The organism is Pigmentiphaga litoralis (assembly GCF_014651835.1).
Classification (GTDB): Bacteria; Pseudomonadota; Gammaproteobacteria; order Burkholderiales; family Burkholderiaceae_B; genus Pigmentiphaga; species Pigmentiphaga litoralis.
In genome coordinates, this window is the sequence record NZ_BMXQ01000002.1 from 789246 (window position 1) to 806320 (window position 17075).

At 63.9% G+C, this 17075-nt stretch carries 29 protein-coding genes; 14 read left to right on the forward strand and 15 right to left on the reverse strand.

What is annotated here, in order from left to right; translation table 11 throughout:
- The first annotated feature begins 123 nt into the window (after positions 1 to 123).
- On the forward strand, positions 124 to 987 hold the full coding sequence (locus tag IE116_RS22085; protein ID WP_189615440.1) for a polysaccharide deacetylase family protein: 864 nt from the start codon (positions 124 to 126) through the stop codon (positions 985 to 987).
- 113 nt (positions 988 to 1100) lie between these two features.
- On the forward strand, positions 1101 to 2069 hold the full coding sequence (locus IE116_RS22090) for a Bug family tripartite tricarboxylate transporter substrate binding protein (RefSeq protein WP_189615442.1): 969 nt from the start codon (positions 1101 to 1103) through the stop codon (positions 2067 to 2069).
- A gap of 47 nt (positions 2070 to 2116) precedes the next feature.
- Here the strand turns inward: IE116_RS22090 and IE116_RS22095 are convergent, their stop codons facing one another.
- From IE116_RS22095 to IE116_RS22105, 3 genes are all read right to left on the reverse strand, one after another.
- Complete coding sequence (locus tag IE116_RS22095) at positions 2117 to 2572, reverse strand: cupin domain-containing protein (protein ID WP_189615444.1); 456 nt, start codon at positions 2570 to 2572, stop codon at positions 2117 to 2119.
- A 326-nt stretch (positions 2573 to 2898) separates the two neighbouring features.
- Positions 2899 to 3543, reverse strand: a complete 645-nt coding sequence (locus IE116_RS22100; protein ID WP_179589555.1) for a YiaD family glycine zipper/OmpA-like lipoprotein — start codon at positions 3541 to 3543, stop codon at positions 2899 to 2901.
- Positions 3544 to 3644: 101 nt separating this feature from the next.
- The gene (locus IE116_RS22105; protein ID WP_189615445.1) at positions 3645 to 4463 is read right to left on the reverse strand and encodes an alpha/beta hydrolase; all 819 of its coding nucleotides are present in this window, start codon (positions 4461 to 4463) and stop codon (positions 3645 to 3647) included.
- A 185-nt stretch (positions 4464 to 4648) separates the two neighbouring features.
- On the opposite strand from IE116_RS22105, the gene IE116_RS22110 reads away from it, so the two are divergent.
- Positions 4649 to 5626, forward strand: a complete 978-nt coding sequence (locus tag IE116_RS22110) for a threo-3-hydroxy-L-aspartate ammonia-lyase (RefSeq protein ID WP_189615448.1) — start codon at positions 4649 to 4651, stop codon at positions 5624 to 5626.
- Positions 5627 to 5630: 4 nt separating this feature from the next.
- Here IE116_RS22110 and IE116_RS22115 read toward each other — a convergent pair whose 3' ends face one another.
- The 10 genes from IE116_RS22115 to IE116_RS22160 all read right to left on the reverse strand — a co-directional run bounded on the left by IE116_RS22115 (position 5631) and on the right by IE116_RS22160 (position 11295).
- On the reverse strand, positions 5631 to 5999 hold the full coding sequence (locus IE116_RS22115) for a hypothetical protein (RefSeq protein WP_189615450.1): 369 nt from the start codon (positions 5997 to 5999) through the stop codon (positions 5631 to 5633).
- A 360-nt stretch (positions 6000 to 6359) separates the two neighbouring features.
- Complete coding sequence (locus tag IE116_RS22120) at positions 6360 to 7328, reverse strand: tyrosine-type recombinase/integrase (RefSeq protein WP_189615452.1); 969 nt, start codon at positions 7326 to 7328, stop codon at positions 6360 to 6362.
- Positions 7225 to 7485 carry a DUF4224 domain-containing protein gene (locus tag IE116_RS26205; RefSeq protein WP_189615454.1) on the reverse strand — a complete coding sequence of 87 codons (261 nt, stop codon included), beginning with the start codon at positions 7483 to 7485 and terminating at the stop codon, positions 7225 to 7227. The genes IE116_RS22120 and IE116_RS26205 overlap by 104 nt, the downstream gene beginning before the upstream one ends.
- Complete coding sequence (locus IE116_RS22130) at positions 7482 to 7721, reverse strand: hypothetical protein (RefSeq protein WP_189615456.1); 240 nt, start codon at positions 7719 to 7721, stop codon at positions 7482 to 7484. Before IE116_RS22130 ends, IE116_RS26205 begins: the two co-directional genes overlap by 4 nt.
- A complete protein-coding gene (locus tag IE116_RS22135) occupies positions 7714 to 7986 on the reverse strand; it encodes a hypothetical protein (RefSeq protein ID WP_189615458.1) in 273 nt (90 codons plus the stop codon). Before IE116_RS22135 ends, IE116_RS22130 begins: the two co-directional genes overlap by 8 nt.
- Entirely contained in the window at positions 7983 to 8393 is a 411-nt protein-coding gene (locus IE116_RS22140; protein ID WP_189615459.1) for a hypothetical protein, read from the reverse strand. Before IE116_RS22140 ends, IE116_RS22135 begins: the two co-directional genes overlap by 4 nt.
- Before the next feature lie 160 nt (positions 8394 to 8553).
- Entirely contained in the window at positions 8554 to 8970 is a 417-nt protein-coding gene (locus IE116_RS22145) for a hypothetical protein (RefSeq protein ID WP_189615461.1), read from the reverse strand.
- A gap of 24 nt (positions 8971 to 8994) precedes the next feature.
- The gene (locus IE116_RS22150) at positions 8995 to 9270 is read right to left on the reverse strand and encodes a hypothetical protein (RefSeq protein WP_189615463.1); all 276 of its coding nucleotides are present in this window, start codon (positions 9268 to 9270) and stop codon (positions 8995 to 8997) included.
- The gene (locus tag IE116_RS22155; protein ID WP_189615465.1) at positions 9267 to 9890 is read right to left on the reverse strand and encodes a hypothetical protein; all 624 of its coding nucleotides are present in this window, start codon (positions 9888 to 9890) and stop codon (positions 9267 to 9269) included. Before IE116_RS22155 ends, IE116_RS22150 begins: the two co-directional genes overlap by 4 nt.
- Before the next feature lie 451 nt (positions 9891 to 10341).
- Positions 10342 to 11295 (reverse strand): XRE family transcriptional regulator, encoded by a 954-nt coding sequence (locus IE116_RS22160; protein WP_189615467.1) that lies wholly within the window; start codon positions 11293 to 11295, stop codon positions 10342 to 10344.
- A 39-nt stretch (positions 11296 to 11334) separates the two neighbouring features.
- On the opposite strand from IE116_RS22160, the gene IE116_RS22165 reads away from it, so the two are divergent.
- Positions 11335 to 11586: a transcriptional regulator gene (locus tag IE116_RS22165; RefSeq protein ID WP_189615470.1), complete on the forward strand. Its 252-nt coding sequence runs from the start codon at positions 11335 to 11337 to the stop codon at positions 11584 to 11586.
- Between the two features lie 113 nt (positions 11587 to 11699).
- Here the strand turns inward: IE116_RS22165 and IE116_RS22170 are convergent, their stop codons facing one another.
- Positions 11700 to 12017, reverse strand: a complete 318-nt coding sequence (locus tag IE116_RS22170) for a hypothetical protein (RefSeq protein WP_189615471.1) — start codon at positions 12015 to 12017, stop codon at positions 11700 to 11702.
- Between the two features lie 82 nt (positions 12018 to 12099).
- Complete coding sequence (locus tag IE116_RS22175) at positions 12100 to 12330, reverse strand: hypothetical protein (RefSeq protein WP_189615472.1); 231 nt, start codon at positions 12328 to 12330, stop codon at positions 12100 to 12102.
- 104 nt (positions 12331 to 12434) lie between these two features.
- Here IE116_RS22175 and IE116_RS22180 point away from each other — a divergent pair, with 104 nt between their 5' ends.
- The 10 genes from IE116_RS22180 (at position 12435) to IE116_RS22225 (ending at position 17017) form a co-directional block, all read left to right on the forward strand.
- On the forward strand, positions 12435 to 12740 hold the full coding sequence (locus tag IE116_RS22180) for a DNA-binding protein (RefSeq protein ID WP_189615473.1): 306 nt from the start codon (positions 12435 to 12437) through the stop codon (positions 12738 to 12740).
- Positions 12737 to 12943 (forward strand): hypothetical protein, encoded by a 207-nt coding sequence (locus tag IE116_RS22185; protein ID WP_189615474.1) that lies wholly within the window; start codon positions 12737 to 12739, stop codon positions 12941 to 12943. Before IE116_RS22180 ends, IE116_RS22185 begins: the two co-directional genes overlap by 4 nt.
- Positions 12937 to 13407 carry a nuclease domain-containing protein gene (locus IE116_RS22190; RefSeq protein ID WP_229828700.1) on the forward strand — a complete coding sequence of 157 codons (471 nt, stop codon included), beginning with the start codon at positions 12937 to 12939 and terminating at the stop codon, positions 13405 to 13407. The genes IE116_RS22185 and IE116_RS22190 overlap by 7 nt, the downstream gene beginning before the upstream one ends.
- Positions 13404 to 13757 (forward strand): helix-turn-helix domain-containing protein, encoded by a 354-nt coding sequence (locus IE116_RS22195; RefSeq protein WP_189615475.1) that lies wholly within the window; start codon positions 13404 to 13406, stop codon positions 13755 to 13757. The genes IE116_RS22190 and IE116_RS22195 overlap by 4 nt, the downstream gene beginning before the upstream one ends.
- 1 nt (position 13758) lies before the next feature.
- A complete protein-coding gene (locus IE116_RS22200) occupies positions 13759 to 14568 on the forward strand; it encodes a phage replication initiator YdaU family protein (protein ID WP_189615476.1) in 810 nt (269 codons plus the stop codon).
- Entirely contained in the window at positions 14549 to 15280 is a 732-nt protein-coding gene (locus IE116_RS22205) for a hypothetical protein (RefSeq protein ID WP_229828703.1), read from the forward strand. Before IE116_RS22200 ends, IE116_RS22205 begins: the two co-directional genes overlap by 20 nt.
- Positions 15273 to 15710, forward strand: coding sequence for a RusA family crossover junction endodeoxyribonuclease (locus IE116_RS22210; RefSeq protein ID WP_189615477.1), 438 nt, complete (start codon positions 15273 to 15275; stop codon positions 15708 to 15710). Before IE116_RS22205 ends, IE116_RS22210 begins: the two co-directional genes overlap by 8 nt.
- Entirely contained in the window at positions 15704 to 15952 is a 249-nt protein-coding gene (locus tag IE116_RS22215; RefSeq protein WP_189615479.1) for a hypothetical protein, read from the forward strand. The genes IE116_RS22210 and IE116_RS22215 overlap by 7 nt, the downstream gene beginning before the upstream one ends.
- Positions 15953 to 16106: 154 nt before the next feature.
- On the forward strand, positions 16107 to 16487 hold the full coding sequence (locus IE116_RS22220) for a hypothetical protein (RefSeq protein ID WP_189615481.1): 381 nt from the start codon (positions 16107 to 16109) through the stop codon (positions 16485 to 16487).
- The gene (locus IE116_RS22225) at positions 16487 to 17017 is read left to right on the forward strand and encodes a hypothetical protein (RefSeq protein WP_189615483.1); all 531 of its coding nucleotides are present in this window, start codon (positions 16487 to 16489) and stop codon (positions 17015 to 17017) included. The genes IE116_RS22220 and IE116_RS22225 overlap by 1 nt, the downstream gene beginning before the upstream one ends.
- Positions 17018 to 17075 lie beyond the last annotated feature (58 nt).

The following is a 17075-nucleotide window of genomic DNA, read 5'->3' on the forward strand; positions in this document are numbered from 1 at the left end:
CGGGGTCGCAGTGATTGAGGTTTACTTAATTTTAGTTCGATTCATTCAAATTGTATTAAGTGGCTCGCGGCGCGATAGTCGCTACACCGCACCGACCTGTGGTGCTGCCGACAAGGAATTCGCATGACCCGCTTGAAAAGGATCTGGCCCGAGGGCGTCCGCACCGTGGTGGTCCTGACTTTCCTGGTGGAAAGCTGGTCCGAAGGCAAGGCGCCGCCGTATTCGCCCATGACCAGCCCGCCGCGGCCCGGCACCAAAGACCTGGCCGGGATCACCTGGTCCGAATATGGCGCCCGCGCTGGCGCCGACCGCCTGATGCGCATCGCGCGCGAACGCAATCTGCCCGCCACCTTTTGCGTGAACGCGCGGGTGGCCGAACTGTTCCCGGGCGTGATCCAGCGCATCGTGGCCAACGGCTTCGAGCTGGCCGGCCACAACTATGCGCAGGACGAAGTGCTGCCCGGCCTGGACGAGGCCGAAGAACGCGCATTGATTGCACGCAGCCTGGGCATTCTCGAAGACGTATCGGGCGTGAAGCCGCGCGGCTGGCTCAGTTCCACCATCGCGACTACCGAGCGCACCACCGACCTCCTGGCCGAGGCCGGCATGCTCTGGCACGGCGACTACAACTACCTGGACCTGCCATGCCGCCTGCCCAACGGCGGTGGCGGCATGGTCGCGATTCCGCACAGCGACTTCGCCGACAACCGCGTGCTGCGCGCCGCGCCCCGCGACTTTTTCCAGTGCTACAAGGACACGTTCGACTACCTGCACAACAAGGAGCCGGACGCCTTCATGAACATCACGGTGCACGGCCACTTCGGCGGCCGGCCGCTGATCAGCGCCGTGCTCGACGAAGTGCTGGGCTACATCACGTCGCACGAGGGCGTATGGATGCCGCGCCACGACGAGCTTGCCGACTGGATCAACGAGAACCAGGTCGACGAGATCAGCTACGCGGAGCGCTTCCCGCTGTCGCCGGCCTGACGGCGCGACGCACGTTTTGATCGCGGCGTCGCCGACGCCGTGGCCACCAGATCGCCACGCGACCCGACCCGGGCGCCAAGGCGGCGGATGTGGATTCCACCGAGGAGACAACCATGCTTTTGCTACGCAAGGCGCTGGCCGCGCTCGTCCTGCTGCCGGCTGCCGTGATGGCCCAGGACTTTCCGAACAAGCCTATTCGCCTGATTGTGCCGTTCGCGGTCGGAGGCGCTGCCGACACGGTCGGACGGTCCCTGGGCCAGCAGCTGTCGGCCGCCACCGGGCAGCCGGTGATCGTGGACAACCGCATCGGCGCCAACAGCATGATCGGGTCGGAGATGGTCGCCCGCGCGCAGCCCGACGGCTACACACTGCTGGTGCAACTTGGGCCCCCGCACAACACACTGCCGTTCTTTTCCAAGTCCATTGCCTACGACCCGATCAAGGACTTCACGCCGATCGCCATCGTCGGTACTGCACCGCAGGCCCTGGTCGTGAATGCCTCCTTGCCCATCGACGATGTCCAGGGCCTGATCGCCTATGCCCGCAACCACCCGGGGAAGCTGTCGTACGGCACGGCAGGCGTTGGCACGTCGCAGCATCTGGGCGGCGAGCTCCTCAAGGCGGTGACCAAGATCGACATGGTCCACGTGCCCTACAAGGGAGGCTCGCTGGCGCTGACCGATGTGGTCGGCGGGCAGGTGCCGGTCGGCATCCTGGTGCTGTCCAACGTCATGCCCTTCGTCAAATCCGGCAAGCTCAAGCTGCTGGCCGTGCTCGAAAATCAGCGCGCCCCGGCAGCGCCGTCGGTACCCACCATGACGGAAGCTGGCGTGACCGGCTACACCATGCCCGATACCTGGGTGGGCGTCCTTGGCCCCGCCGGTATGCCGGCCGCCGTGGTGGAAACCCTCCGCGCTGCGATTGGCAAGTCGCTTGAATCGGCCGACATGCGATCGCGGCTGGATGCAGCCGGGTTCAACGTCGCCAAGAGCGCGTCGCCTGCCGACTTCCTGGCCTTGTTGAACAGCAGCGTGTCGGTGTATCGCGGCATCACCAGCCAGGCAGGGATCTCGCCCGAGTAGGCGGCGCGCCGCGACGAGCCGGTGCGGCGACGCAGGTCATCGCATCGTCAGGCCGCGCGTTCGACCTGCGCGGCCACGGCTGGCGTATCCCAGGGCGTTGGCGCCGGTACCGCACATGGCGCGGGGGCGTCGATGCTTTTGAAGTCGGCGGGCCCCACGATCTCCAGGTATTCCATGTCGGGCGAATAGTCGAACAGGTAGTGCACGAGCCCCGGACGCTGATGGACGCAATCGCCGGCTTCGACCAGCGTTTCCTTGTCCTCGTACATGAACTTGGCCCACCCCTTCAACATGATCACGATCTGGAAGTCCGCTTCATGGCGGTGCCAGCCCGTGCCTTTCTCGGGTGCGGAATGCGCCCTGACCAGGTGCGCGATGACCTTGCCATGCGTGGCGGCCGCAATCCCCAGATCGCGATATTGGAAGAAGTCCCGCAAGCCTTCGCCGCGGTAGGGCGTATCGCCCGGCTTCACATGGGAAAAATCCGTCGTGGTGTCCTGCATGGTTACCTCCAGCGGTTGCACTGACACGATTTCGAAGCTGAAACCGTCGGTCGATTGTGCGCCGCAGCGTAGCGGCCTGGAACTAGGGGAAGCCCGCTGCAGGTAATTCGTATGCGACTTTCGTGTGCATGAGGGCTTGCCATCTACATAAATTCGCGGTGAATTTGCTGCATTGCACATCGCGGTGGCACGTTGCATATGGCGGCATGGGGCACCGACTTAGAATGCGGCGGGCAAAAAAAACGCCAGACCTCCATGCGAGGAGTCTGGCGTTTTTACGGGATGGCAAGCCGCTCGCAATGGCGAGCGGCCATGCCCGGGCCGTCTTAGTTCTTCGTGGCGTACAGGAAGATCTCGATACGGCGGTTCGCGGCGCGGCCTTCCGCGGTGGCGTTGTCGGCTACCGGGTCGTTCGATGCACGGCCTTCCGAGCTCAGGCGCGCATTGGCCACGCCTTTGCCCGCCAGGTAGCTGGTCACAGCCGTGGCGCGGTTTTGCGACAGAGTCTGGTTGTAGGCCATCTGGCCGGTGTTATCGGTGTGGCCAACGGCGCGTGCGCGCAATTCCGGGCTTTGCTGCATCGTGCGGGCGACGCTGTCCAGCACCGGCAGCAAGGCAGGCTTGAGCGCGAAGCTGCTGGTGTCGAACGACACGCCGCTCGGGATGTTGACCTTCAGGGTGCCATCGGGCTGCTCGGCCACGTCGATGCCCAGGTCCTTGGCGCCCGATTGTTCAACGTCTTGCTTGACCTTGCTCCAGTTGTAGCCAACGAGGCCGCCGGCCACAGCGCCAACGCCTGCACCGATAGCCGCGCCCTTGCCGCCGCCAAACAGCGCGCCGAGGCCCGCGCCGGCTGCGGCGCCGCCGCCTGCGCCAATGGCGGCATTGTTTTGCTGCTGGTTTGCGCAACCTGCGGTGAACGCAGTGATGGCGGCAACCAGAACGAGCTTGCTAACGGTGGATGTCTTCATGGGTGGCGCTCCTGTTGTGAGTCTTTGCGTCGGGTAACGACAGCAAATGTTACAGGCTGGCTCAACCGGAAGCGGCAACACTTCGTTTGAAGATGTGAGATTTACCGGACAGCAACGGTTTGGGCCAGGACGAAGTCCCGAATCCGCTCCAAGGCCTGGCGCGAGTTGTCGGTGTCCGGGGTGGATGTCACAAACATGTGGACGTCATCAAATTTGTGGACGGCCACGTCGCCGCCCGCCTTGCGATAGGCGTCCGCGAACAGGTCGGCGCGCGCATGGTCGACGTTCTGGTCGCCGATCCCCTGGATGATGATTGCCGGCGGCAGGTGCGCATGTTCGCCGCGCTCGAGGATCAACTGCGGATTTGCCCGTGTCATGGCGGCTTCATCCGGCCAGAAATCGTGATGCGCCGAGATCAACTGCGTCAAATTCCTGGCTTGCGCCATCCGATAGCGGGCAAGCGGATCCAGGATGCCCCAGCACACCACGGCATAGTTCACCCTGGCGTCGGCCCCCGCATCCGGCATGGCATGGTCCGGGTGATCCGGCAGCAGCGTGTTGAGCATGAGAAGGTGGCCGCCACTCGACGTGCCCAGTCCGCCCACCCAGTCGGCCCGCGTGCCCAGTTCCTCGGCATGGGCCTTGACCCAGCGGATGCCCTGGTTCACGTCCCTGACCGCACCCGGGTACTGCGTGGCGGGCGCCAGGCGAAAGTCCAATGCAAAGGTGGCGATGCCGTGCTCGGCCAGATACTGGTGCATGACTTGATTATTGAGCCGGTCGCCCTTGTTCCATGCGCCGCCATGAATGTCGACCAGCAGGGGCACCGGCCCGCTTGCCGCCGGGCGATACAGGCGTCCGGCCAAGGCAGGATCATGGGACGTGGTAAAGACAACATCCTGAACGGTGACGGCGGTCATGCGCATCCTTCGCAAGCAAGGGGAGACAACGGCGAATGCAAGGGCCGTGCCGGGGCCGATATATCCAGCTGCTTCGTATACTGTTGTTTGTCGTGTGATCTGTCCACCCCGGGGTCGGATCATTTTGACCACGCGCTCATCCGGTGACCGTGGTCCACCTTCCATCTCTTGCGAGGCTACGCAGTATGTCCGTCACATTCTCCGATATCGAATCCGCCGCGCAGACCCTGAGCGGCCATGCCCACAGGACGCCGGTCCTGACCTCCGATACGGTCGATGCCTTGACGGGCGCGTCGGTCTTTTTCAAGTGCGAAAACTATCAGCGGATGGGCGCGTTCAAGTTTCGCGGCGCCTTCAACGCGCTGTCGCACCTGGACGACGACGCCAAACGGCGCGGTGTGGTGGCGTTTTCGTCGGGAAATCATGCCCAGGCCGTTGCGCTCGCGGGCAAACTGCTGGGCATCCCGGCCACCATCGTCATGCCCACCGATGCGCCCCAGGTCAAGCTGCAGGCCACCCTGGGGTATGGCGCTCGCGTCGTTACCTACAACCGCGCCACCGACAGCCGCGAAGCGGTCGCAGCCGACGTTGCCAGCAAGGACGGCCTCGTGACCATCCCGCCCTTCGACCATCCGCACATCATCGCCGGCCAAGGCACGGCCGCGCTCGAGCTGATGCAGGACGTGGGCCCGCTGGACTACCTGCTCGTACCCTGCGGCGGCGGCGGTCTGCTGTCCGGTTCGGCGATCGCCGCCAAGGCCATGTCGCCTGGCATCAAGGTGATTGGCGTCGAGCCGGCAGCCGGGGATGACGTCACGCGGGGCTTCAAGCTCAAGACCCTGCAGACCTGCAAGAATCCCGACACCATCGCCGACGGCGCACGTACCGAGAGCGCCGGCGCCATCACGTTTCCGTTGATCCTGTCGGAAGTGCACGACGTCATGGCCGTGCCCGACGACGAATTGATCCACTGGACGCTGTTCCTGATGGAACGCATGAAGATGGTGATCGAGCCGACAGGCGCGCTGGGGGCCACGGCGCTGCTGTCCGGCCGGCTGGCCGCGCAAGGCAAGCGCGTCGGCGTGATCGTCTCGGGCGGCAACGTCGATCTGTTCTCGCTCACCGGCTACCTGAATCGCGGCCGCGACGCGATCGGACTGTAAAGCCTTAGCGGTCTGGCGCGATCATCACCACGTCCGCCGGTGCGGCCACGGGGACCTGCACCGGCAGGGGCGCTGCATCGACCCGCTTGAAAGTGACCAGCAGCATGAAGGCCACCGCAAGCGCGTAGTCGCGGCGCGGGGTCTCGTACGTGCGGTTGTTGAACCGGCGGAACAACCAGATCACCACGACCACCAGCGCCGCGAACATTGCAGACGCCAGGAACGCACCCAGGAACTGCAGGAGTATCGGCACGCGCGCCGAGAAATCGCCCTCGGGCAGCGATCCTCGAAACGCATTTGACGCGATGAACATCAAAAGGAGCGCCACACCCAGGGCGCCCCACGTCAGGTCTTTGTTGGAAAACAGCTTCACGGCGGCTCGTTCATCTGGTGCGTGGACAGTGCCGGGAGTGTAAACGACGCATCGTGGCCGGCTTGCACGCACCCGGACATTCCTGTCCGATGGACAGCCTTGTCCGTCGCGGGTTGCGCCAATTGTTGGCCGCGCCGCCGGTGCGCACACTGCATCTCTCCAGGCCAACCGCGGCATCTCGCCGGCGGGGCCCGATCCAGAGGGAGCACCATGTTGACCACACACATCGCGGCACGGCCGCGCGCCATGCGCGGCCAGGGGATGACCGAATACATTGCTACCCCGCAAACCCGCGATAACTCTGGGGCATTTTGAACGTGTCTATTAGATGTCTAAAACTCAGTGTCCAAAACTGGACGTTTATCCAGCCTTCTTGCTGGGCCCGGTAACCACTTTCGCGGTCTTGTCCCGCAGGTAAATCTGGGTCGTTCTACGATCTGTGTGGCCAAGCAGAGCGGATGGATCGTTGCCTTGGCGGTCGGTCTCGGTGCCGGCCATTGCACGCAGGTCATGCAGCGTCACGTCGGCCACGCCGGCCTTTTCGGCTGCTGTCTTGAAGGCTCGCCAGACGTTGCTGTGTAATCGCATACGGCCCGCCCTTCCCGCGATGACATATCGCATCGCGGCGACGGAGCCGGGCAACGCCTTCGCGCGCTCAATGACGGCCTGAAGGTCCGGTGTCCAGCCGACAACAAGCCGTTTCCCCGTCTTCTGCTGCTGCACGAAAATGCCTTCGTCAGTGAGGTGCTGACGTTCGATTTTCAGCACGTCACCGATACGCTGGCCGGTGAGGTAGCAAAGGTCCATGACGATCTGGAGCCAGGGCGCGGCGTGGGCGTAAATCGCCTGATATTCCTTGCCCTTGATGAGACGCTCGCGCGGCGTCTGCTTCAGCCGCTTGACGCTCAGGCAGGGGTTATGCTGCACCAGCTCGCGGTCCATAGCCCATTGAAACACCAGCTTGAGCACTGTAAGCATGCGATTGGCGATGGCCACTTTGTGGCTGTACGCGTCCATCATCTGCACGATGTCGCCGTGGCGGACCTGCTCCGGCCGGTATTCGGCGAAGACCTGGGCGACCAGTCTGGCGCAGTACCTGTACTGGACTTCCGTCGCCGGCGCGCGCCCGGCAACGATGTGCGGCAAAGCCTTGTCGATGAGGGCGGGCATGCCCTCGGTCGGGATCGAGACGATCCGCGCGTATTCGTGAAGCGCGCCTTGAAGGTCAGCGCCGAGGCGTCGCCACTGCCCGCCCTTCACGTACCAGTACGCCCCGTGTTTCTGGTAGACGCAGGCGGGGAGATGACGATCCTTGATTCGTGGGCGCATGGCCGAAAGCTACTTCCAGTGAGACGCGCAGGACGACGGGTGTGCCATCGGAACGCGATTTGTAGGGAACGCCCAGCTTCGCAAGTTCAAGGCACTGAGCCGACTTCTTGACCTTGCCGGTAAGGGCAGCGACTTCGTCATGTGTGAGCGTGATCATGCAGCACCTCGCGGGCGCGGTCCACGGCCGCTGCGGTACGCGACCCAGGCGTCCTCTTCGGCCTGGATGGCGCCGGCCATGCCGGACAACTGCTGGCCGGCCTGGAAGCAGCGCAGACCGTGCGCTTCCATCTCGGCCTCGGTGTATAGCAGCACCTCGCCGTCCACGTTGGCGGCCGTGCCGAAGGCCTTGCGGTGTGGCGGCACAGGCGGGCAGGCGGGATGCCTTTCAGCCATTGGCACCTCCGCGAGTGATGTCGTACCGCTGCGCCAGGTCGTCGGCGCCGTTGTCGAACGACGGTTGGCAGTCGGCGCACATGCAATGGCGTGCGGGAGGGTGCGGGTTCGCAGTTGTCCCAGATACCAGCACGGCACCGACGAAGCGCGTGAGCAGCTCCCGGGCTGCCGCTGGCGCTACGCCATGCAGGTGATGGCGCAAGCCGGTGTCGCGGGCGATCTGGAGCAGGCGCTCGCCGTCCAGCGGCAGGGTGGGGGTAGTCATGCTGATGCTCCATGGTTGGTGTGGCCGCTATAGGGGCCGAACAGAGCCGCCACGGTCGGGTCACGCTGCGGACGTAGAAAACGGGGGGCCCGTGGGCGCGCTGCTTCCTGCGCCCGTTCGATTGCCGCGAGTTGCTGCTTGCGCAGGCGCTTGAACTCGCGATCGGGAAACGGCACGTCTTGGCCTGGGCCGGCCAGCCAAACTGCGAGGCCGCAGGCGGTACCGTAAACGTGCTCCCAGTCGCAGACATGGAAGTCGCCGTCCATCTTGCGGCTGAGCTGCAGCCAGGTCCTGATCGAGTCCGGCGACAGGCCAGTGATCTGGGCGATGTCTGAGACAGGGCGCGGGATGCCTGTGATCGCGAGCTTGATTGCTTCGCGGCTGGCAATTGATAGCCTGATCCTCATGCTGCGCACCCCTGCAGGTAGATCGCGGCGATGTCTGGACGCCCCTGGGCGATTGCGTCGTCGGCAAGTTCTCGATCGGCGTGTGCTGCCGCGCGGCCTAGGCCCAAGCCAAGCACAAGGGCCAGCGTCGGCAAGAGCAGGAAAACAGTGATGGCCGTAATCATGGCTTCATCGCGCCGGAAGTGAGCAGGAAAGCGGCGCGGCTGATCAACGCTTCGTTGGCGGCGACGTGCTGCGTGGACGCCGCCGGCAAGGTCACGCCGATGGCGCCCAACTCGCGCTCTTCCTGGCGCGTGCCGGTGACCATGTCGGTCAGCATCTGCATTGCGTCGTGCAGGATGGCCAGGGGCTGCCCTGCGCGGTGGGCTGCCAGCTCCTTGTCCAGGGCCTGCAGCTGCTGCTTGGCGGCATACAGCTGGCCGCGGGTCTGGGCCAGGGCGGCGGTGTTCTGGTCGTAAAGGCGGCGGTACGTGTTGCGGCTCTTCACCACCTCGGCGTATTGGTGGGCAGTCACCTCACGGATGGCCGGCTGGCGGCTGTAGGCACGGGCGATCGGTACAACGTTCTGCGAGTCCATGGTGCGTTCTTTGATGAGGTGGCGTCAGGCGCCGAGGTGGGCAATGAGGGATTGGGCGCGGTCGAAGCCTTGCTGCCAGAGCGCGCGGTCGGTGTCGGTGTCGAAGTGGTTCCAGTGGCCTTGCGAATCGGGCTGCTGGTGCAACGCGTGGGCGCAGATCAGGCCCCAGCGGAATGCGTCGTCGTGCGGCATCGTGGCGTCAGTGGCCAGGGCGTTGTCGGCCCACGTGCCGGAATCGACCACGCGTGGCAGGAAGCTGCCGCCGCGCTTGCTTGCCTTGAAGCGGCCGTATTGGTTCATGCCTGCACTCCGCCGGAGAGGGCGAAGCGCACGGCATCGCGGATGCGGCCGGCGTCGCGGCGGAGCAGGTGGGCGCTGTAGGTGTAGGGGTCGAACACCAGGGCAATGACCGGGCCATCGTCCTGGTCGGACTTGCCGACCCGGTAGCCCTTCTGCAGCTGCATGGTGTGCTCTTCGCGCAGGTCTGCGTCCTGCTGCATCACGACCTGGTGGCGATCAATGGCGGCGGCCAGACGGTCGATCAGGTCCAGCCAGCCCGCGTCGAAGGTGACCGCGCTGGTGCCCAACGGCAGGTCGGCCGTGACCATGTAAGGGTTCGTGCTGGTGTGGATGGTGCCCAACGGTCCGAAGCCAGCCGCGGGCGCCGCAATGGCTTCCGTGGCGACTGGTGCCGCTGGCTTGGTTGCCATGAAGCGCGACGACTTGCCTGCCTCGACCTCGGCGTTGAACTTGGCGGCGCGATACTGGGCAAAGCCGGCGGGCATGGGGCCGGTCAGCTTACGGCCGACGGCATCAACTACGAAGCCCCGACCAGTGCCCGCGCCGAGCTGCTGGTGAGTGATGGGGAGGTGGATGGGGAGCTTGGCCTTACCGGCCGCGCTGGTGCTGCGTGCGTTCATGGATCATCCCAAGGTGCTGCCGTCTCGGCGAGCGGCTTGGAACTATTAAACCATTGCTTTAAAATCATTGGCAAGCAGTGGTTTAGGAAAAACAACCAACGCTTGCGCAGAAGGTAGGACTAATCCAAACTACTACCATGCAGAAATTGATTGGGAATCAGACGGAGATGGTCATCGCGCCCATCGACTTTATTGACCGCCAGGCGATGAGGGATGCCCGAAATGGCGGCGTGCTGAGATATGAGGGTGGCTTGGTGTCGGCATTCGCAGCCCGCCGTCGCATTGGCTTCGTTGACTCAAGTGAGGTGCATCTTCATCTGATGCAGGGCGGGCGAGCCTATTACCGACCTGCCAACGACTTGGTCCCGCCATCGGTGGTCTGCACGCTCCTGGCATAGACGAAAAAAATCCACCGCGAGGGTGGATCGTTTTGTGGGGAAAGGCTGCCGCCTCATAGGTGCTCGGCCTGCATCAGCACAACTTTTCCAAGCGTTATCGTGCGGTCGGTGCACATGACCGGTGGATACGCTGTCTGGTCCGGGTTGTCCGAATGCAGCCACCAATGGTTCACGCGTCGCACGAGGCGCTTCAGCGTGAATTCGCCCTCGTGATTGATGGCAAAAACCTCACCAGTGCGATGCCTGGTGTCCGAGGTGTCGACAATTAAAGTGTCGCCCTCATGCACGCGCGGGAACATGCTCATGCCCCGGGCTGTCGTTGCGAACAGCTTGTCCGCCTGCAGCTGTCGCTTCAAGACCCACTTTCGCGGCAGGTAGATCTGACCGCCATCTCCATCCTCACGGGCGTCAATCGAATAGCCTGCCACGCCCGCGCTGATCTTCACTGACACCCGCCGCACTGCCACGTAGTCAGGATCGTTTGCCGCCTCGGCTGACGCTGCCCGCACGATGGCCGCTGCCTGCTCGCGCTTGCCCTCTTCTGGCTTGGCCGCGATCTCCAATCCGATCCCCAACTGGGCCACTGCCAGCGCGATAGCGCCGTCCAGCTTGAGACGAAGCGCTGGTGGCATCGCCGACACATCCGACGCACTGATCGATTCGAACGGCCACTTCATGCCCGCCGCTCCGGTCGCTGGTGCGTCCTCCGCATCGGCGCCTGGCAACCACCAGGAAACCGGCAGCCCAGTAAGTCCTGCAAGGGTCCGTAGATGCTCTTTGGCGATCCGACCGTTGTTTTTCCAGCCATTGATGGCCTGCACAGAAACGCCACAGGCCTCGGCGACTTCCCGAGCGGAAATGAGCCCCTTGCCAATGGTCGCACGCACCTTCTCAGCAAGGCTGGAGGGTGGCGAAGAAAGCAGGGCGGTGACAGTGTCGGGTGAAAGCATTGCTTGATTGTGCAATTTCACACTCGATGCAAGCAATGGTTGCTTTATATAAAGCATTGATTTAGTATCCGATCAACTGATGCTTTAGGAGTTGCGATGAGCCGCAACCAGGTGGTTGAAAAGGCTGTGCGAGTGGTGGGTGGACAGGCCGCACTGGCAAATGCGTGTGGGGTCAGCCCCCAGGCGGTGAGCCAGTGGGTGAACGGGATCCGTCCTGTGCCGGTCGAGCACTGCCGGGCGATTGAGGATGCCACCCGTGGCGAGGTTTCTCGCCGGGATCTTTGCCCGACCAAATGGCAGTCGATCTGGCCGGAACTGGCGACGCTCCAAGAGGCGAGCCATGGGTGATCACGATCCACAGCCTCTGCAAACCGCTGCGACTTGCCAAGCCAACAGCCAATCCGTTGCCGAAGCCTTCGAATTGGCCACCGCAATCGCTGATGCGGTGGCCACCGAGCTCGCTACCCCTGACTCTTCGCTTCGTCGGGCAGTTCACTCGCGATTCTGCGAAACATCACATAGCTCGCGTCGGCAACCATGAACATGTTTTCCATGCATTCCGAATACGCCTTGCGATATGCCGCGGTTGCGGGAGTGTCGGCCAGCGCGATCGCCTGCGCCTCGGGTGTTTCCTCGGTGATCGCCTTGAAGGCTTCTTTCATTGCGTCCAGGTTCGCCTCGTTCGTCCCGTTATCTGGAAGCGATTTCCCCAGAAGCATGCCGACGATTACTTCGATAGCGGTGATCTTTCCGAGTAGCGCTGCGTTGTTGCTTTCCATGGTCAGTCCCTTGTGTGTGAGGGTGGGGTGTAGGAACCGCCATCGTAGCCGCTCGGGGCTGACCGCCCAATTGCCATACGTCTCAGTGTCCGCTCAGATGGTCGCTGGGGCTGAAGTCTGGCCCGGCCATATCCGTCTCGGCGCACAGCCGCTGAAACACCGCGATGACCGTCAGCTCGCTGCAGTCGCCCAACACTTCGTTCGCAATGTCTTTGGCCTGCTTCAGCAGGCGTTTGGTTTCGGATACAGGCGTGATGCCCATGATGGTCTCCAGCATGTCGGAGAGGTGAGTGTCGCGGGTGTCGTAGGTCATGTGAATGCGGTGATGCCGAGTTGTGGTGAACCGCCAGTTTCCACCGGCCGGCGCGCAAGCGCACGCAGGCTCTTTTGTTCACCCATGAATGAGGTTGTGTCGCTATGAACGCCATTGTTGAAGCCCAAACGCGTCGACCGAGCATCGAGCGCGCGCTCCGTCATTTGCTCACTAACCCGTCCAGCAAGACCGACGCTCGCGAAGCGCTGGGCATGGACGATTCGCAGGTCTCTCGCTTCCTGAGCGGGCAAGCAGGCATACCGATCGACAAGATCGATCGCGCTATCCAGGTGGCTGGCATGGTGCTGGTGCGACCGGATTACTTGAAGGCGCTTTCGCACCTGGCCGATACGGGCGTGAACTGCGCGTGCGCGCTCGCCGGCGGCGGCAACTGTGGGGGCAAGTGGTGAGCGACATCTTTGCATCGCGGCTGGCGATCGCCATCGAGGCAGAGCAGGCCGCAATCCGCTTCCATTGGGCGCGGGAACCGGGCGACGTTGTGCCGGCCAACCCGTACCCGGAAGGATCCGACGCGCACGACGTGTGGAAGGCGCACTTCGACCGCGAGCTGGCATCACACCGTGATGGCACGCCCGAGTCTGCCACATGCTGACGCAGCGCAAACCAATTACGCGCAAGACGCCGATGAAGCGTTCTGCGATTGAGCGCACGTCGGCCGCCCCGAAGATGACCGCACGCCGCAAGCCAAAGGCACGACCCGGCCGTGACCAGGCCGCGCTCGATGCCTGCCGCGGCGAGCAGTGCTATCTGCGCCTCGTCGGTGTCTGCCTGGGCGCGACTGGAGCCGCCACGGTGGTGCCCGCCCACAGCAACCAGGCCGTGCACGGGAAAGGGAAGGGCATCAAAGCGCACGACCGCTTTACGGTGCCCGCCTGTCACGCATGCCACGCCGAGATAGACAGCGGCAACCGAATGACGCGCGTCCAGAAGGCACTCGCCTGGGACACGGCCTATTTCGCCTGGGAGCCGGTGCGCGCCCAGAGAATCACCGCGCTGGGCAAGACCTTGTCCGCGCTTCCCATCAGCAAGATCGTTCCACGAGGGGATCACCTATGAGCGCACAAGCGCAAGCCTGGGCACTGGCCCAGCAAATCGTCACCGAACCGACCGCCCGGCACGTCTTGCTGGTGCTGGCGGGCTACGCGGGCCAAGACGGCCGAGGCGCCCATCCGACCGCTGCTCGCTTGGCCCAGGACACCGGCCTGCACGAGCGCACCGTCCGCGCCAAGCTGGTCGCGTTGGAAGCGGAGAACATCATCCGGCGCGACCGCGAGCTGGCCGCCTACCTGGAGCGCCGCGGCGTGCCCAAGGCGATCTGCTACGACTTGATGCTCGACAACGACACGGCGCCGCCGGTGCCTTTAGTGGCAGTCGGTGCGACGCAGACCATGGACTTGGCGGCCTGACATGAGCATCAAGGTCATGACGATGGTCTTTGACCGGTACCCGGGCAGTGCGGGCGAGATGCTGCTTGCGCTCGCTCTGGCCGATCACGCGAGCGATGACGGCACGCGGGTGTACCCGTCTGTCGAAGCGCTCGCATTGAAGACGCGCCAGTCGGTGCGCTCGGTCCAGTACCAACTGAGCCGCATGCTGAAGTCGGGCTGGCTGGTGCTGGTGAACAGCGGCAACGGTGGCCGTGGACAACACCGCGAATACCGCATTTCGCCCGAGTGGCTAAAGGGTGCAGATATTGCACCCATCGAAAACGGTGCAATTGACGACGCAAAGGGTGCAAACGACGACACGAAAGGGTGCAATCCACAACCGGAAAGGGTGCAACCGGTTGCACCCGCATATAACCGTCATAGAACCATCAAGGAACCGTCAGAACCCAAGGGCGCGCAGCCGCGCTCTGGATTCGATGCAGCCAGCATCATGCTGCCCGACTGGCTGCCCCGGGAGGACTGGAAGCGCTGGGTGCAGGACCGGAAGGACCGTCGCAAGCCGATCACAGCAGCTGCTGCAAAGCTGCACCTGAACGCCCTGGAGGCCCATGTCGCTGTCGGCACCGCGCCCGGCCCAGTAATCGACCACGCAATCAACGCAGGGTGGTCCGGCCTGTTCCCACCGAAAGACGCGCCGCAACGAGTGACGAGCCGAGCCGACAAACAAGCCGAGTGGGCCCGTCAGCTTGATGCTGAAATTGCCAAGGCGCGCGGTCTGGCGACCGAAGAGAAAGACATGGGGATGCTCGATGCTGCCGACATTGGTTAAAGCCCCGGCCGGCGACGATGCCGCCCGCCGCGTCGCTGTCGAGATCATCGACTTCCTCCGGTGCGAATACGGCTCAAAGTTCGACCAGCAGTGGGGCAACGTTGATCCGGCCAAGTTGACCGAGCACTGGGCACAACGGCTCGTCGGCTACACCGCTGGCGAGGTCCGCCGCGGCATCCACGCATGCGCCACCCGGACTTTCGTGCCGACACTGCCCGAGTTCCTGGCGCTGTGCCGCCCAGCGTTGGCGCCTGAGCAGGCCTTCTACGTCGCCGTAGAAGGGCTGCACGCCCGCCAGCGCGGCGAGATTGGCCACTGGCCGCACCCGGCAATTTACTGGGCGGCTGTGCGCATCGGGCAGCACGACATGCTTGCGTCTGGCTATAGCGGCCTCAAGGGGCGGTGGACGAACGCACTGCAGGACGTCATGGGCAAGGGAAAGTGGCAGGACGTCCCCGAGCCTGCTCTGGCGCTAGCTGCACCAGGCCAGTCGACGACGTCCGACGCGGAGGCACGGCAGCAGCTGGCCCGGCTGAACGCCGCGGTGGCTGGCGCCGTCAAGCCGGTACCTGCCCTGGCTGGCGGCCGGGACCTTCGGTGGGCGCATCGCATCCTGGAGCAGGACAAGCAGCCGACTGGCCGTCCACCGTCGATCAGCGTGCAGATGGCCGAGCGTGCCCTGCGCGCGGTTGGGGGGATCCCCAATGGCTGAGATCCAGTTCGTTGTGCCCGGCGTGCCGGTAGGGAAGGGCCGCCCGCGCGCCAGCAAGACGAAAGTGGGCGTGCGCATGTACACGCCGGCCAAGACTGTCAGCTATGAGGCTGTCGTGGCCTATGCCGGGCGCCAAGCGATGGCCGGCCGCGATCCAGAGCAGGGCGCGGTCGCGGTGGCCCTGACCATCGTGGTGCCGATACCCGCCTCGTGGTCCGGCGCCAAGCAGGAGCGCGCCGCCGTGGGCGAGGTCATGCCGACCACGAAGCCGGACATCGACAACATCGAGAAGGCGATCTTCGACGCGCTGAACGGTATCTGCTGGCGCGACGACGTGCAGGTGACCGACGTGCTGAAAAGCAAACGGTATGGCCGTCAGCCAGGCGTGCGCGTAACCATCAACCCACTGGAAGGGACAAAGGCATGTTGATCAAACGGATCGAGAACGCCTCGCGATTGCTCGGGGCTCCGCCAGATTGGGACGGCAAGGACATGACATGCGGCGCGTTGCCGGTCATGGACGTTCTTACAGCGGAAGGCACCTTCATGGTTTCAGCATGGGAGCCCACGCCCACCGAACTGGCCGCGCTCGCCGCTGGCGCCACGTTGAAGCTGTGGATCCGCGGCAGCTCGCACCCGGTCGTCGCAATAAGCGTGGGTGACGTCGCATGAGCGTCTTCCATCCTAGCAAGCCAAATCCGCGCAAGCCAGCGCCCGCCAAGCTGGAGGCGCCCGCGTTGAAGCGCAGCCGCGCTATGTCGTTCGCCGTCGACCGCCTCCGCGAAAGCCGCGCCACCACCGACCAAACTAAGCAGGAGCCCAAGTCGTGAAACCCCACATCAAGCTGGTACGGAAGGGCCTCTGGTCCTGCACTGGCGGCATTTCCCGCAGCGGCGTCAGTCCACGCCAGGCGTTCGACCGGTGGTATGCAGCCGTCGCCCTGATCGTGCCGGCAGCCCGGCTCCCGGTCTTCAAGCTGCCGCCGCCGCGCGTTGCCACGCCCATGACTGTGCGCCCGGATCACATCGAAGCCGCAGCCGGCGCCGCGTTGCTGGGCTACAGCGAGTCGATGGTTCGACGCGTGGCCGGTACCGTTCAGACGCGCCCATATGTGCCGCCGAAGGCACTACGTATCAATCAAGCCCGGGCGGCTGCCCACCAGCCCCCGATGATGTCCATCTCAAGCCGTGCAGGAGACTTGCGCTGATGTTCCACTCACCTGAAGAAGCGCTCGCGGTCGCCTTCACCATCACCGAGCTACCGATCGAACCGAAGAATGCAACTCAGCTCATCGTCGAAGCGCTGCGGGAGCGGTATGGGCTACAGATGCGACGGGTGCCCACCGGTCTGACGCCTCACGACTGGCACGCCCAAGCGGTGATGGTGCTGGAGTTCACCAAGCGAACTTTGATCAAGCGACCTGATCTTTGGAATGCGATCGTTGCCGAATACTCGCCACGAGTCGACGGCGCTCTGGCTATTCAGGCCGTGACCGGAATGTTGCTACCGGGATTGGGGTCTGAAGAACGTCTGCTCGCAGATCTCCTAGTAATGCGCCAATTCCGGGGCAGGCCAAGTCTCGAAACGATTGCAGTGCATTTTTCTGTGTCGCGACGAACGGTTGGCCGCAGAGAACGATATTGGAAAGAGCAAGTTGGACCGCTCCGCCAGAGAGCATTGCAAATGCTAGTTGCGCCGATGGTCGAAGCTGGCCTAGTGGACACCACCTCCGGATAACTGGATTCAAAATCCGACTTTGCGTGATAAGCCAAGGTGGAACTAATGCATCGGATTC